Source organism: Paraburkholderia sp. BR14312, from assembly GCF_040948675.1.
GTDB classification, from domain to species: domain Bacteria; phylum Pseudomonadota; class Gammaproteobacteria; order Burkholderiales; family Burkholderiaceae; genus Paraburkholderia; species Paraburkholderia nodosa_A.
This window is the reverse complement of sequence record NZ_JBFPKI010000001.1, coordinates 392,637-406,890: the sequence shown is the minus strand read 5'-3', so window position 1 is coordinate 406,890 and position 14,254 is coordinate 392,637. Positions and strand designations below refer to the sequence as shown.

10 protein-coding genes are annotated in these 14,254 nt (G+C 67.0%); 6 read left to right on the top strand and 4 right to left on the bottom strand.

Features of this window, described 5'->3' with window-relative positions:
- Positions 1 to 101: 101 nt before the first annotated feature.
- A complete protein-coding gene (locus AB3X98_RS01770; protein WP_256094502.1) occupies positions 102 to 1,094 on the bottom strand; it encodes a cation diffusion facilitator family transporter in 993 nt (330 codons plus the stop codon).
- Between the two features lie 171 nt (positions 1,095 to 1,265).
- On the opposite strand from AB3X98_RS01770, the gene katE reads away from it, so the two are divergent.
- Positions 1,266 to 3,362, top strand: a complete 2,097-nt coding sequence (katE, locus tag AB3X98_RS01765; protein WP_368604676.1) for a catalase HPII — start codon at positions 1,266 to 1,268, stop codon at positions 3,360 to 3,362.
- Between the two features lie 24 nt (positions 3,363 to 3,386).
- The gene (locus tag AB3X98_RS01760) at positions 3,387 to 4,211 is read left to right on the top strand and encodes a CHAD domain-containing protein (RefSeq protein WP_368604675.1); all 825 of its coding nucleotides are present in this window, start codon (positions 3,387 to 3,389) and stop codon (positions 4,209 to 4,211) included.
- Here AB3X98_RS01760 and AB3X98_RS01755 read toward each other — a convergent pair.
- Genes AB3X98_RS01755 through AB3X98_RS01745 form a run of 3 tightly spaced genes read right to left on the bottom strand, consistent with a single transcriptional unit; the run spans position 4,208 to position 8,541 of the window.
- On the bottom strand, positions 4,208 to 5,776 hold the full coding sequence (locus tag AB3X98_RS01755; protein WP_368604674.1) for an efflux transporter outer membrane subunit: 1,569 nt from the start codon (positions 5,774 to 5,776) through the stop codon (positions 4,208 to 4,210). The genes AB3X98_RS01760 and AB3X98_RS01755 overlap by 4 nt on opposite strands.
- 1 nt (position 5,777) lies before the next feature.
- Positions 5,778 to 7,358: a DHA2 family efflux MFS transporter permease subunit gene (locus AB3X98_RS01750; protein ID WP_368604672.1), complete on the bottom strand. Its 1,581-nt coding sequence runs from the start codon at positions 7,356 to 7,358 to the stop codon at positions 5,778 to 5,780.
- Between the two features lie 10 nt (positions 7,359 to 7,368).
- Positions 7,369 to 8,541, bottom strand: a complete 1,173-nt coding sequence (locus tag AB3X98_RS01745; RefSeq protein WP_368604671.1) for an HlyD family secretion protein — start codon at positions 8,539 to 8,541, stop codon at positions 7,369 to 7,371.
- Between the two features lie 254 nt (positions 8,542 to 8,795).
- Here AB3X98_RS01745 and AB3X98_RS01740 point away from each other — a divergent pair, with 254 nt between their 5' ends.
- The 4 genes from AB3X98_RS01740 to AB3X98_RS01725 all read left to right on the top strand — a co-directional run bounded on the left by AB3X98_RS01740 (position 8,796) and on the right by AB3X98_RS01725 (position 14,228).
- Positions 8,796 to 10,589 (top strand): thiamine pyrophosphate-requiring protein, encoded by a 1,794-nt coding sequence (locus AB3X98_RS01740; RefSeq protein WP_368604670.1) that lies wholly within the window; start codon positions 8,796 to 8,798, stop codon positions 10,587 to 10,589.
- A 21-nt stretch (positions 10,590 to 10,610) separates the two neighbouring features.
- The gene (locus AB3X98_RS01735; RefSeq protein ID WP_069262296.1) at positions 10,611 to 11,576 is read left to right on the top strand and encodes an NADP-dependent oxidoreductase; all 966 of its coding nucleotides are present in this window, start codon (positions 10,611 to 10,613) and stop codon (positions 11,574 to 11,576) included.
- 271 nt (positions 11,577 to 11,847) lie between these two features.
- Positions 11,848 to 13,635 (top strand): glycoside hydrolase family 15 protein, encoded by a 1,788-nt coding sequence (locus tag AB3X98_RS01730; RefSeq protein WP_069262295.1) that lies wholly within the window; start codon positions 11,848 to 11,850, stop codon positions 13,633 to 13,635.
- A 293-nt stretch (positions 13,636 to 13,928) separates the two neighbouring features.
- Positions 13,929 to 14,228 (top strand): hypothetical protein, encoded by a 300-nt coding sequence (locus AB3X98_RS01725; protein WP_342948283.1) that lies wholly within the window; start codon positions 13,929 to 13,931, stop codon positions 14,226 to 14,228.
- Positions 14,229 to 14,254 lie beyond the last annotated feature (26 nt).

Sequence of the window (14,254 nt, the reverse complement as noted above, 5' to 3'; positions counted from 1 at the left end):
GGTTGGGCTGGAATGGTCGCGATCATGCAATGCGCAATGCGCTTGCCTGGTGGTTCGGGTGCGTGCGGGGGCCCGATCGCGCCCTCGAACCTACCTCGAACCTATAGCGGATGCTCACCGTGTTCCGGCAACTCGGGCTCGAAAAACACCCAGCGCGCCGCAGGAAACGCCGCCTGCAAGTCGTTTTCGACACGGTCGATGATGCGCACCAGCTCGACGGCGTCGCAGCGCTCGGCGAGTTCGGCCTGGACTGCTACCAGCAGGCTGTCCGACCAGCGCAGCACGACGAGGCTGACCACGCGGCCGATCTCGGGGCGCGCTTCGAGCCACGCGCGCATGTCCCGGCGCACGCTCGCGCGCGCCGCTTCGCCCACGATCAGCGACTTGATCTCGCGAAGCGCGAACACGGCCGCCGCCATCATCACGCCGCCCACGCCGATGCTGCCGAGCGCGTCGAAGCCCGGCCAGCCGGTGAGGGCGGCCAGCCCCGTGCCGGCAATCGAGACGACGAGGCTTGCGAGCGCCGCGGCGTCCTCGCCGATCGAGAGCATGTTCTCCAGTTCGCCGGTTTCGCGAAACCAGCGCCATAGACCGCCCGCGCGGCGCCGCCGGTCGACGGAGCGGATCGATGCGCGCAACGCGGTGCCCTCGGCGAGCGCCGCAACGGCCAGCACGCCAAGGGCGATCTGCACATGATCGACGCCGCTGTGATGCCAGAGCCGCCATGCACCGATCGCCATCGAAAGCAGGCCGCCCACGAAGAAAAACTGCAGCGCGACGAGCATGGCGTAGAAGTGCGTCTCGCGGCCAAAGCCAAGCGGATGCTGTTCGTCGGGCCGGTTGCGGGCCGCGCGCCGGCCCGCAATGAGCAAAAACTGATTCAGGCAGTCGGCGCTGGAGTGCGCGGCCTCGGCAAGCGTGGCGCCCGAATTCGTGTAGGCCGCGGCGGCGAACTTGCACAGCGCCACCACGACGTTGGACGCGAGCGCGTAGTAGACGGCGCGCGGGACCTTCACGCTGGCCTGCCCAGTCGCGCCGCGCTCCATCAGGACCCCGGGATGTCGCGCGCCGCAACGTCTATCGTCTTGGTCCATGCAGCCATCGTGCCTCCCGTTCACCCCCTTATTGCGGGCGCGCAAATCGCATGCCCCCTGCGCGCGTGCGCCGGCGCGATTGCGAGGGCACATCGCTTGCGCTCCGGATGATGTTGTCGCTCGCCTTCACCTTGTGGCGAGCCATTCGGAACACTCACCAGGAGCCACCCCATGACAAAACACAAAAGCCCTCAAGGCAAGCATCAGCCCACCGACGCGAAATCGCAGAGCCTCGAATCGTTTCGCGCGCATGCGGACGGCGAGGCGCTGCGCACCAACCAGGGCGTGAAGATCGCCGATAACCAGAACACCTTGCGTGCAGGTGCGCGCGGCCCTTCGCTGCTCGAAGACTTCATCATGCGCGAGAAGATCACGCACTTCGACCACGAACGGATTCCCGAGCGCATCGTTCACGCGCGCGGTTCCGCTGCGCATGGGGTTTTTCGTGTATACGAGTCGCAAGCCGAACTCACGCGCGCGGGCTTTTTGCAGGACCCCGCCAAGGAAACGCCTGTCTACGTGCGATTTTCGACAGTGCAGGGGCCGCGCGGCTCGTCGGACACCGTGCGCGACATACGCGGCTTCGCCACCAAGTTCTACACGGACGAGGGCAATTTCGATCTGGTGGGCAACAACGTGCCCGTATTCTTCATTCAGGACGCGATCAAGTTCCCCGACTTCGTGCATGCGGTGAAGCCCGAGGCCCCCGACGAAATGCCCACGGGCGGCACCGCCCACGATACGTTCTGGGACTTCGTCTCGCTCGTGCCGGAAAGCGCGCACACGGTCATCTGGGCCATGTCCGACCGCGCGATCCCGCGCAGCCTGCGCACCATGGAAGGGTTCGGAGTGCATACGTTTCGCTTCGTCAATGCCAAGGGCCACGCGCGCTTCATCAAGTGGCACTGGCGGCCCGTGCTGGGCTCGTACTCGCTGCTGTGGGACGAAGCGCAGAAGATCGCTGGCAAGGACCCCGACTTTCATCGGCGCGACTTGTGGGAGGCGATCGAGCGCGGCGACTATCCCGAGTTCGAACTGGGCGTGCAGGTCATCGAAGAGAGCGACGAACACAGCTTCGATTTCGATCTGCTCGACCCGACCAAGCTCGTGCCCGAAGAAGAGGTGCCGGTGAAGATCATCGGCAAGATGACGCTCAACCGCAATCCGGACAACTTCTTTGCGGAAACGGAGCAGGTCGCGTTCCATCCGGGCCATATCGTGCCGGGCATCGATTTCACGAACGACCCGTTGCTGCAAGGGCGTTTGTTCTCCTATACCGATACGCAGATCAGCCGTCTTGGCGGCCCGAACTTTCACGAGATTCCGATTAACCGGCCGGTTTGCCCGTACCAGAACAATCAGCGCGATGCGATGCACCGGCAAACCGTCAACGTCGGCCAGGCTTCGTACGAACCGAATTCGGTGAGCGGCGGGTGGCCGAAGGAAACGCAGCCGAAGGACGGCGGCTTCGAAAGCTACCAGGAACGCATGGACGGCGTGAAGATACGCGTGCGCAGCGAGTCGTTCGCGGACCACTTCTCGCAGGCCACGATGTTCTACCACAGCATGTCGGAGCCGGAGAAGGACCATATCAAGGCCGCCTATACCTTCGAACTGGGCAAGGTCACGAAGCCCGAAATACGCGAACGCCAGGTCAACGCCATTCTCGCGAACATCGACGCGGACCTCGCTGCGAGCGTGGCGCAGGCGCTCGGCTTGCCGAAACCAAAAGCCGGCGCCAAACCAGGCAAGCCGCGCACGGCCAGTTCGCCCGCGCTCAGCCTGCTCAACCGCGTGCAGCCCGGCATCAAGGCGCGCAAGATCGCCTTGCTCACCGCGCCCGGCGCGGACCCCGCCATGCTCACGCGGCTGCGCGATGCCTTTGCGCTGGAGGGCGCAACGGCGCTCGTCATCGCGCCCACGCTCGCGCCGATCGGCGATCTCGCGCCCGATGCGACTATCACCGGCATGCCCTCCGTCATGTTCGACGCGGTGTTCGTCCCCGGCGGCGAGAAGGCCACGGAGGCACTGGCCGAGTCGGGCGACGCGCGTCACTTCGTGCTCGAAGCGTTCAAGCATCTGAAGGCGATCGGCTCGGTCGATACGGGGCGGCTCGTGCTGTCCGCCGCGCAGTTGCCCGATCACGCGGACGGCGTCGCGAACGGCGATGAAGCCGAACTCGAGCGCGTGCTCAAGGAATTCATCGAAGCGGCAGGGCAGCATCGCGTATGGTCGCGCGTGGCGCAGACGCTGGCGGTGCCGGCGTGAGCGTCAACGGGAGGGCACAAGCAAATGGACAAGCCGGCTACACGATCGAAGAACGCGCGCAGCGACGCGCAATCGCAGTTTTCGCGCTATGCGCAGCCGCTGGTGAGGGAAGCGCTTGCGCGTGTCACCGCGCTCGACACCGAGCCGGAAACGATGCACCAGCTGCGCGTCGCGTTGCGGCGGCTGCGCACGCTGTTGTGGGCGTGGCGGCCGCTGCTCGGGCGCGCGAGCATCGAGCCGCAGCGGGCGTTTCTCAAGCGTGCGGCGTCGGCCGCGGGCGAGGTGCGCGATTGGGATATTGCCGTCGCGCTGCTCGGCACGGACGGCGGCGCACTCGCGAACGGGCACCTTGCGCCGGTACGACAAGCGGCGCGCGAGCACGCCCGGCAGACGCTCTCTGCCGCCGATCTCAAGCACGCGCTGCGCGACATGCTGCATGAGGTGAACCGGGCGTTGAACACGTCGCCGCGCCGCACGCCGCTCAAGCGCCTCGCGCGCGAACGCGTGCGAGCGGCGCGCCGGTCGCTGGCTAAGCGCATGCGGCGAGCGCGCAGCGCAAAACGCCGCGATTACGCCTCGTGGCACGAGGTGCGCAAGGGGGCGAAGCGCCTGCGCTATCTGCTCGAGTTCTTCGGATCGATACTGCCGCGCCGCGAAAACCGGGGCATGAAGTCGCTCAAGAAACTTCAGGATCGTTTCGGCAAGCTAAACGATGCGGTCGCGAGCGAACACCTGCTCGCGCAACATCGCGAGATCTTCCCGGACGGTGCGAAGGCCGATGCCGCGCTCGCGACGCTGCGTCGCGAACGCAAGAAGCGCCGGCGAATGGCGGCAAAGCTGCTCGATTAGCGCGGCGGTGGAGGGGCGGACGAGGCGATCGGCCCCGCTTGCTCCCACCCGCCGCCCAGCGCCTTGTACAACGCCACGAGGTCGGTGCATACCTGCAGTTGCTCCTGCTGCGCGTTCTGCTCGGCGCTGCTCAGTTGGCGCTGCGCATCGAGCACGTCGATGAACGAGACAATGCCCTTGCGATAGCTCTCGCGTGCGAGATCGAACGCGTGGCGCTGGGCTGCCGCGCTCTCGTCGAGCGAGACGAGGCGCGTCTGATCGGTGCGATACACATCGAGCGCGTTGTTCACGTCGCGCAGCGCATCGAGCACGGTTTTGCGGTAATCGAGCGCGGCTTCGACCTGCTGGAGCTTCGACAGCCTCAAGTTCGACACGAGCGCGCCGCCCTGGAAGACGGGCAGCGATACGCTCGGCCCCCATGACCAGAAAAGGTTCGCCCAGTGCGTGAGATCGTGCGGCGAGGTCGCGCGCGTGCCGACCTGCCCAGTGAGCGAGATGTCCGGATAGAACTGCGCCACGGCCACGCCCACGTTGGCCGTGGCCGCGTGCAGCGAAGCTTCGGCGCGGCGGATGTCGGGGCGCCGGCGCGCGAGCGTGGCGGGCAGCCCGACCGGCACTGCGGGCGGCGTGCCGGGCAGTATGCCGGGCGGCGTGAGTTCGGTGTCGAGCGCGCCCGGCGCTTCGCCTACGAGCACCGCGAGCGCGTTGAGCGACTGCGCGATCTGCTGATCGTATTGCGGCAGCAGCGCCTCGGTTTGCGTACGCTCGGCGTGCGCGCGCGCTACATCGAGCTCGCTTTCGAGGCCGTGCATCGCGGCGCTGCGCGCGAGGTCCTCGGTCTCGCGCTGCTCGGCGACGAGGTTCTGGGCCGTCGCGTGCAGCATCTGGGCGCCGCGCAGCTGCAGATAGGTCTCGGCCACTTCGGCTTCCAGCGAGACCTGCGCATCGCGTTGCGACTCGAGCGCGACATCGGCCTGCGCATTTGCGGCTTCGACCGAGCGTCGCACGCGCCCGAAGAGGTCGAGTTCCCATGACGCGTCGAAGCCCGCTTGCCACAGGTCCACGGGCGCGGTGAGCCGGTCGAGCGCGCTTTGCGCGCCGCGCTCCACGCCTGGGCCCGCACCCGGCGCGATCTGGTTGATGGGCGAGTTGGGCGCGCCGAGCGCATCGACCTTGTTGTAGACGCCCGCCGATTCGAGCAGGCCCTTCGCGCCCAGTTGTTCGCGCTTGTAGCTCGCGCTCGCGCGCACGTTCGGCAGACCTTGTGCGGCGGCCTGCTGGGTTCGTTCGCGTGCTTGCGCGATGCGCACGACCGCGATCTGCAGATCGGGGTTGTCGCTCAATGCGCGCTCGATCAGGGCGTCGAGCGCGGGGTCGCCGAAGCCGCGCCACCACTGCGGATCGGGATTCGATTCGACGGTGGGCGTCGATGCGCCGCCCGGTCCGTTCGCCGTGCGTTGCGTCGCATGCCAGTCTGCGGGCGCGTTGGCCTGCGGCGGCTGGAAGTCGGGGCCTACGGTGCAGGCACACAGTGAAGCGGCGAGAATGACGGCGAGCGCTCGCATGTCAATGGCCTCCTGAACCCGCCGCTTTCGAGGGCGAGAACAACAGCGCGAGCGGCGCGAACACCGCGCAGAAGCAGGCGAGTATGCCAAATACGTCGATATAGGCAAGGATGGTGGCCTGTGAAACGAAGGTCTCGTAGAGATGGCCGTTCGCCGTCTGCATGGCGTGCGCGAGCGGCGCTCCGGTGCTTTGCATGACCGTTTGCGCCTCGCGCGCGAGTGTGTCCTGGTAGTTCTGCGAGAACGGCGACATATGGGCCGAAAGATGCGCCATCCATGCCTGCGAGCGCTCGCGAATCAACGCGGTGGAGACCGAAATGCCGATCGAGCCGGCCACGTTGCGGAACATGGTGAACAGTGCGGAGGCGTCGTTATTGAGCTCCTTCGGCACGGTGAGGTAAGCGAGCGTCGTGACAGGCACGAACAGGAATCCGATGGCGAGCGACTGCGCGCTGCGCAGCTTCACGAGCGTGAGGTAGTCGATATCGGGCGTGAGCGTGCGCGCGTAGATGAGCGCCATGGTGAGCATGATGAAGCCGGTCAGGATGAGCATGCGCGTCTGGATATGCGGCATCAACCGGCTGACGATGGGAATCTCCATCGTAATGAGCAGCGCGCCCGGTGACAGCACGAGGCCCGCGAGGGTGGCGGTGTAGCCGAGCTGCTGCTGTGCGAGTTGCGGAATGATCACGGCGCTGCCATAGAGCACGGCGGCGAACGCAGCGATCATGCAGCAGCCCAGCGCGAAATTGCGGTCGCGCAGGCAGCGCAGATCCACGACGGGATGCTTCGCGTAGATAAGGCGCAAGGTTGCCCCCACGATGCCGAGCACCGCGAGCACGGCGAAGGTGACGATGAACGGCGACGAGAACCAGTCGTCGTCCTCGCCGCGATCGAGCGTGACCTGCAGGCAGCCGAGACCCAGGGCGATGAGCCCGATGCCCCAGAAGTCGACCGTGCGCCAGTTCATGCGTTGGTGTGTCTCGCGTTTGACCCATGGCGGGTCTTCCACGAGCTGGAACACGGCGAGGGTCGTGAGAATGCCGACCGGCACGTTGAGCAGGAAGACCCAGCGCCATGAGACGTGGTCGGTGATCCAGCCGCCCAGCGTCGGGCCGAGCACAGGGGCGACGACGATGGCGACGGCGGAGATCGAAAACGCGCGGCCGCGCTGGCTGGGTTCGAAGGTGTCGAGGATGATGGACTGCTGGTTCGGCTGCAGGCCGCCGCCAAAGAAGCCTTGCGCCACGCGGAAGATCACGAGCTGGCCGAGGCTCGTGGCGACGCCGCACAGGAACGAGCACACCGTGAACGCGACGATGCAGAGCATGAAATAGCGCTTGCGGCCGAGCACGCGGGCGAAGAACGCCGAGATGGGCAGCACGATGCCATTGGCGACGAGGTAGGACGTCAGCACCCAGGTGGCCTCGTCGTAGCTCGCCGACATCGTGCCGGCGATATGGGGCAGCGCGACGTTCACGATGGTCGTGTCGAGCACTTCCATGAACGCGGCGAGCGTGACCGCGATCGCGATGAGCCAGGGGTTGCCGGCGGGGCGCCAGTTGCTCTGCGAATCGCTCATGGCCGCGCCCTCAGTCTGCCAGATACACCGTAGGCTCGACCGAAAGCCCCAGCGGCAGCGGCCGGTTCCCCGGCAAGCCGCTGTCGATCACGATCTTCACCGGCACGCGCTGCACGATCTTGACGAAATTGCCCGTCGCGTTCTCGGCGGGGAACGCCGAAAAGCGCGAGCCGCTGCCGAGCTGGATGCTGTCCACGTGGCCGCGTAATTCGAGCTTCGGGTAGGCGTCCACGCTGATCTTGACCTTGTCGCCCGGGCGCATGCGCGTGAGTTGGGACTCCTTGAAATTGGCGGTGATCCACATTTGCGGCGTGACGATGGAAAAAAGCGACGTACCCGCCTGCAAGAACGTGCCGTACTGCACATTGCGGCGCGTGACCCAGCCATCGGAGGGCGCGCGCATGTCGCACCAGGCGAGGTTCAGTTCCGCCGTGTCGAGCTGCGCCTCGGCCTGCGCCACCTCTTCGCGGCGCGCCTCCACGGCGGCCGCGGCCTGGCGGATCTGCTGCGGCACGAGGCTCGCCGTCTTCAGTTGGGCACGGGCGCTCATGACGCCGGCATGCGACACGCGCTGCTGGTCGTTGGCCGTGTCGATGTTCTGTTGCGTGGTTGCGCGGGGATCGACGCCGTGCTGGCGTTCGTAGTCGGCCTGCGCGCGCGCGTAGTTCGCGCTGGCTGTTTCGATCTGCGCCCGCGCCTGGTCGTACTGCGCGGGGTACTGCACGCGCGCGATGTCGAGCTGCGCTTGCGCGGAAAGCAACTGGGCCTTCGCGAGGCCGAGTTGCGCGCGCGCCTGGTCGACCTGGGCCGCGTAGTCGCGCCGGTCGATCTCGACCATCAGGTCGCCCTTGTGCACGTAGACGTTGTCGTCGACGTTGAGTTGCGTCACATAGCCCGATACCTTCGGGGCGATGGTGATGGCGTTGCCGTCGGTATAGGCGTCGTCGGTGCTGACCTCGTTGCGCGTGACGAACCACCAGACAAGCGCGCCAATGGCGATCACGAGCAGCACGATGCCGATCACGATGAGCGGCTTCTTGCCGGGTCGCTTGCGGCCCTGATTGTCATTCTTCTCACTGCGGTTCGCACCGTTTTTCGATTTTTCGGCATCCGTGCGGCGCGCTTTGCCCCGGTGTGCGCGCGACCAGGCGCCCACGCCGCCCGAGCCTTCTTGCTCAGCCATGCGCGGCTCCTGGCTCACCGTTGAAATCGGCTGAATGGGGGAAGGCTTTCATGCGGCTCCCGGTGGATTCGATTTGCGCGAAAGGGCAACTCCCTGCAGGCAGCAATCGCTATGCCTATGCAGAGGGTGTCGAACGAAAAAAGACGCGCGTCGAGGCGCAAAAGCCGCCAGTCTCACCCGGCGCCAGGTTCGGCGTTTGCGCGGGTGACGCCAACACGGCAAACGACTCGGACTATCCGCAAGGAGAACGGCACATGGCGACGACTACGGTGAGCGACTTCATCATCGAGCGGCTGCACGAATGGGGCGTGCGACGCATCTACGGCTATCCCGGCGACGGCATCAACGGCATGTTCGGCGCGCTGCAGCGCGCGCAGGGCAAGATCGAATTCGTGCAGGCGCGCCACGAGGAAATGGCCGCCTTCATGGCGAGCGCCCACGCCAAGTTCACGGGCGAGTTGGGCGTGTGCATCGCCACGTCGGGGCCGGGCGCGGCGCACCTGCTCACGGGGCTCTATGACGCGCGGCTCGACCACATGCCCGTGCTGGCCATTGCGGGCCAGCAGGCGCGCGCCGCGCTCGGCGCGCATTATCAGCAGGAACTCGACCTCGTCTCGATGTTCAAGGACGTCGCGGGCGCCTACGTGCAGCAGCCCAGCGTGCCTGCGCAGGTACGCCACGTGGTGGACCGCGCAGTGCGCATCGCACTCTCGCGGCGCACGGTCACGGCCATGGTGCTGCCCAACGACTTGCAGGAACTCGAATATGAGCCGCCCGCGCGCAAGCACGGCACGGCGCATTCCGGCGTGGGCTATAGCGCACCCGAAGTGGTGCCGCGCGAGGCCGACCTCAAGCACGCGGCCGAGGTGCTCAACGCGGGCCACCGGGTGGCGATACTCGTCGGCGCGGGCGCGATGCACGCCGGCGACGAGGTGCTCGCCGTGGCCGAGCGCCTGCACGCGGGCGTTGCCAAAGCGTTGCTCGGCAAAGCCGTGGTGCCCGACGACATTCCCTGGGTGACGGGCAGCATCGGCTTGCTCGGCACCAAGCCGACCGACGAGATGATGTCCTCTTGCGACACCTTGCTGATGATTGGCTCCGGCTTCCCGTATTCGGAATTCCTGCCGAAGGAAGGCGACGCGCGCGCGGTGCAGATCGACATCGACGCGGGCATGCTCAGCGTGCGCTATCCGATGGAGGTGAGCCTCGTGGGCGACAGCGCGGCCACGCTGCGCGCGCTCTTGCCGCTGCTCGAGCAGAAGAACGCCGGGAGCTGGCGCAACCGCCTCATCCATGCTGGCGAGCGCTGGCAGCGCGTACTCGAGGATCGCGCGCACGCGGCGACGAGCGGCAAGGTGAACCCGCAGCGCGTGGTGACCGAGCTGTCGCCGCGTCTGCCCGATGGCGCGATCGTCACGAGCGACTCGGGTTCGTGCGCGAACTGGTATGCGCGCGACCTCAAGATCCGGCGCGGCATGATGTGTTCGCTGTCGGGCGGTCTCGCCTCGATGGGGGCGGCCGTTCCCTATGCCATCGCGGCGAAGTTCGCGCATCCCGAACGGCCCGTGATCGCGCTCGTGGGCGACGGCGCCATGCAGATGAACAACATGGCCGAACTCGTGACCGTGGCGAAGTACTGGCGCCAATGGGCGAGCCCGCGCTGGATCTGTTGCGTGTTCAACAACGAGGACCTGAATCAGGTGACCTGGGAGCAGCGCGTGATGCAGGGCGACGCGAAATTCGAAGCCTCGCAGGACATTCCCAATGTGCCGTATCACCGGTTTGCGGAACTGGTGGGGCTCACGGGCATCTACGTGGACAACGCGGAGCAGCTGGGCGACGCCTGGGACCAGGCGCTCGCATCGCCGCGCCCCGTGGTGCTCGAAGTGAAGACCGATCCCGACGTGCCGCCGCTGCCGCCGCACGTGACGATCGAGCAGGCGCGCCATTTCGCGCGCGCGCTCATGGAAGGCGACCCGGACGAGGGCGGCGTGATTGCCAACACGGCGCGCCAGGTGATGGCGAGCGTCATTCCGGGCAAGAAGTGATGGGCGCACAAGGAGCCATCGATGGACGCTGATATTCCCGAGACGATGCTCGCGTGGCGCGTGCCGCGCTTTGGCGGCGTAGAGTCGTTGCGCCAGGAAAGCCTGAGCGTGCCCGAGCCCGCGCATGGAGAAGTGCTGATCGAAGTGCAGGCTGCCGCGCTCAATCCCGTCGATCTCAAGACGCTGCAAGGCCGCTATCCGCTCGTTACGGAAGGCGATTTGCCATATACGCTGGGCCGCGACGTGACGGGCGTGGTAGTGAGCAGGGGCGAGGGCGCACAGGCATGGCCGCAAGGCGCGCGCGTCTGCGCGTTCGTGGGCCAGGGGTCTGGCGCGCTCGCCGATTACGTGGTGGTCGACGCAACCGCGCTGGCGGGCGCGCCTGCAACCTGCGCCGTGGACGCGGCGGCCGCCATTCCGCTCGCCGCGCTCACGGCGTGGCAGGGTTTGTTCGAGCACGGCAAGCTGCAAGGCGGCGAGCGCGTGCTGATTCAAGGCGCGAGCGGCGGCGTCGGGCGCTTCGCCGTGCAGTTCGCGCGCCATTGCGGCGCGCGCGTCGTCGCGACGGCCTCGGCGAGCGAACGCGACGCGCTATTAGCGCTCGGCGCGAGCGAAGTCATCGACTATCACGCGCAGCGCTTCGAAGAGGAGGCAGGCGAGGTGGACCTCGTGTTCGACCTCGTGGGCGGCGAAGCCCAGCAACGCTCGTGGCAGGTCGTCAAGAACGGCGGGGCGATGGTCTCGACGCTGGGCGAACCTTCGCAGGCGCAAGCGAGCCGCCACGGCGCGCGCGCTACGCGCTACACCGCGCGAGCGGACGGCGCGCAGCTCGCCCATATCGTCGAGCTCGTCGAGAAGGGCGCGGTGAAGGCCGAAGTGGTCGAGCGCTTCGACTTCGACGACACGCCAAGGGGCTTCGAGCGGCTCGCCGGGGGGCACCTGCGCGGCAAGCTCGTGGTGATGCGTCAGTGGCACGACGCCCTTTGATCTTCGATGCTCACGCGGCGCGCACGCGACGCTGCGAGATGTCCTGGAGTGTATTCGTCGCATTGGCAAGCCGGGTGTGGGCTGCGCACGCGTTTCAAGCCTTACACGTAATCGATGCAAGTTCGCGCGCGGCCGACTGCAGCGCGAAAAGACGGTGTGCGCAGCCATTGCAAAGGGACGCGCCCTCATTGGGCTTGCAAACCTTTCGGGAATCCGAAGTGCTCGCTCGGATTCGAGCGCGCCCATTCGTGCGCGGGTAGCGCTATCGTCCATGACCCGAACACGCCTCATCGAAGATTACGCATTGCTTGCCGATGGCCGCAGCGCGGCGCTGCTCGCTCGCGATGGCTCGATCGACTGGCTCTGCTGGCCGCGTTTCGACAGCGAACCCTGCTTTGCCGCGCTGCTCGGCCGCGAAGAGGATGGCCACTGGCGCCTTGCACCCGCCGATCCGGCGCGCCGCGCGAGCCGCAGCTACCGGCGCGACACGCTCATGGTCGAAACCGCCTGGAAGGGCACGCACGGCAGCGCGCGTGTGATCGACTTCATGGCGGCTGATAGCGCTGAACCGTGCATCATGCGCATCGTCGAAGGCGTGGACGGCAGTGTGGATATGCACATGATCGCGCAGCCGCGCCGCGCGGATGGGCACGCTGCGCCACACACGATAGACGCAAGCGGCGCGGCGACCGTGCACGCCGCGTGTGGCCCGATGACGTTGCGCGCGGAGGTGCCGTTGCGTGTCCACGCGCAGGCGCTCGAAGCCGCGTTCACGGTGCGCGCGGGCGAGCGCTTCGTTTTCACGCTATGCCCGGGCGAGGCCGTGGGCGTCGATCCGGCATCGGCCGTCACGGCGCTGCACGACACGCAACGTCACTGGCGCCGCTGGATCGACCACTTCGACAACGATCGAACGCTCTGGCCGCAAGCGGTGCGGCGCTCGCTCCTCACGCTCTACGCGCTGGTCTACCGTCCGACGGGCGCGATGGTCGCCGCGCCCACCACGTCTTTGCCGGAGGCGCCGGGCGGCGAACTCAACTGGGACTATCGCTATTGCTGGCTGCGCGACGCGAGTTTCGCGCTGGAAGCGTTGCTCGAAGCGGGCTTTCACGACGAAGCGCGCGCCTGGCGCGACTGGCTGCTGCGTACGATCGGCCATGTGCGCGGACACATTCACGTCATGTATTGCGTCGATGGCTGCCACGTGCCGCGCGAGCGCGAGGTCGACGCCCTGGCGGGCTGGCAGGGCGCGAGGCCCGTGCGCTTCGGCAATGCGGCGTGCATGCAATATCAGCCGGATGTGTTCGGCGAGGCGTTCGATTGCCTCTATCTCACGCGGCGCGCCGGCATCGTCGCGGCGCAGGAGGAGGCCGAACTCGAAGCGCGCTTGATCGGCTGGCTGCTCGATCATGGCGGGAAGCCGGGCTCGGGAATCTGGGAGACGCGTGGCCACGCGCGCCACTACACGCTTTCGCGCGTCATGGCGTGGGTGGCGCTCGACCGCTTCATCAAACACTGGTGTGAAGACGGCCCGGGCATAGGCGACCCGCTGGTGCAACGCGCACTGCAGATGCGCAAGGCCCTGTACGAGGAGGTCTGCGAACACGGCTGGAGCGCGCGGCGCGGCGCCTTCGTCCGCGGTTACGGCGAAGAGGCGCTCGATGCGAGCGTGCTCCTCATGCCACTCGTGGGCTTCATGCGCGCCGACGAGCCGCGCATGTCGGCCACCATCGACGCGATTCGCGCCGAACTTGGCGAAGGCGGCCTGATTCGTCGCTGGCGGCTCGGCGGGGACGAAGCGCCCGACGAAGGCGCCTTCCTCGCGTGCTCGTGCTGGATGGCCGACTGTCTCTACCTGCGCGGCGACGTGGACGAGGCCATCGCCCAGTTCGAGCGCGTGCTGGCCGTGGCCAACGACGTCGGTTTGCTCGCCGAAGAGTATGACGTGGGGGCGCAGCGGCTGGCGGGCAATTTCCCGCAGGCGCTCAGTCATCTGGCCGTGGTCAAGACGGCAATGCTGCTGAGCGGATCGGCGAAGGGCCATCGCCGCGCCAGGTGAGCCGGCGCGGGTCGTCAGGCCGATCAGCCCGCCGGCCACGATCGCCCCGATCAGCCGCGCCGCGAAATCGGGCCAGGTAACGACGAGCGGCATCGGGTTCATGAGTGCGGCGGGGTTCATTGCAGGCTCGGCCCACGGCGACGCAAACGTGCGCGCAAGCCGTATGCCCCTGCGCTGCGGCAGCCGCTCGCATGCGTGGCACACCATGTGCGCTGCGAAGGGCTAGCGCGCGGGTGGTTTTCAGCACGCACCGCCCGTTTTTTCTATCCAGACGATGACGAGGAAAGCCAACCATGAAGCCACGACACTATTTCATTTCTGCACTAGCGAGCGTGACGCTTGCTACATCGGGTCTCGCGCTCGCCCAGGGTTCAGGCGGCGGCAGCAGCAGCACGAGTCCAGGCGCTGCGACCGGCGGCGCGAGTGACGTGTATCCGGCGCAGACTCAGGGCGTCGAGCAGAATCCTGCCGCTACCGGTACGACACACAAGTCGACTCATCACAAGAAGCACACGAAGGCGATGTCCAAACCGATGAACGACACGACCAACACCCCGGGTGCGGACGCAAGCAGCGACAGCAAGGGGCAATAAGCTCGTCAGATAGCCCCTGACCCGGA

Bases quoted from the DNA above. Each gene is read 5' to 3' on its own strand.
- AB3X98_RS01730 (WP_069262295.1), top strand. From the start codon at position 11,848: ATGACCCGAACACGCCTCATCGAAGATTACGCATTGCTTGCCGATGGC.
- AB3X98_RS01770 (WP_256094502.1), bottom strand. From the start codon at position 1,094: ATGGACCAAGACGATAGACGTTGCGGCGCGCGACATCCCGGGGTCCTG.
- katE (WP_368604676.1), top strand. From the start codon at position 1,266: ATGACAAAACACAAAAGCCCTCAAGGCAAGCATCAGCCCACCGACGCG.
- AB3X98_RS01760 (WP_368604675.1), top strand. From the start codon at position 3,387: ATGGACAAGCCGGCTACACGATCGAAGAACGCGCGCAGCGACGCGCAA.
- AB3X98_RS01750 (WP_368604672.1), bottom strand. From the start codon at position 7,358: ATGAGCGATTCGCAGAGCAACTGGCGCCCCGCCGGCAACCCCTGGCTC.
- AB3X98_RS01755 (WP_368604674.1), bottom strand. From the start codon at position 5,776: ATGCGAGCGCTCGCCGTCATTCTCGCCGCTTCACTGTGTGCCTGCACC.
- AB3X98_RS01735 (WP_069262296.1), top strand. From the start codon at position 10,611: ATGGACGCTGATATTCCCGAGACGATGCTCGCGTGGCGCGTGCCGCGC.
- AB3X98_RS01725 (WP_342948283.1), top strand. From the start codon at position 13,929: ATGAAGCCACGACACTATTTCATTTCTGCACTAGCGAGCGTGACGCTT.
- AB3X98_RS01740 (WP_368604670.1), top strand. From the start codon at position 8,796: ATGGCGACGACTACGGTGAGCGACTTCATCATCGAGCGGCTGCACGAA.
- AB3X98_RS01745 (WP_368604671.1), bottom strand. From the start codon at position 8,541: ATGGCTGAGCAAGAAGGCTCGGGCGGCGTGGGCGCCTGGTCGCGCGCA.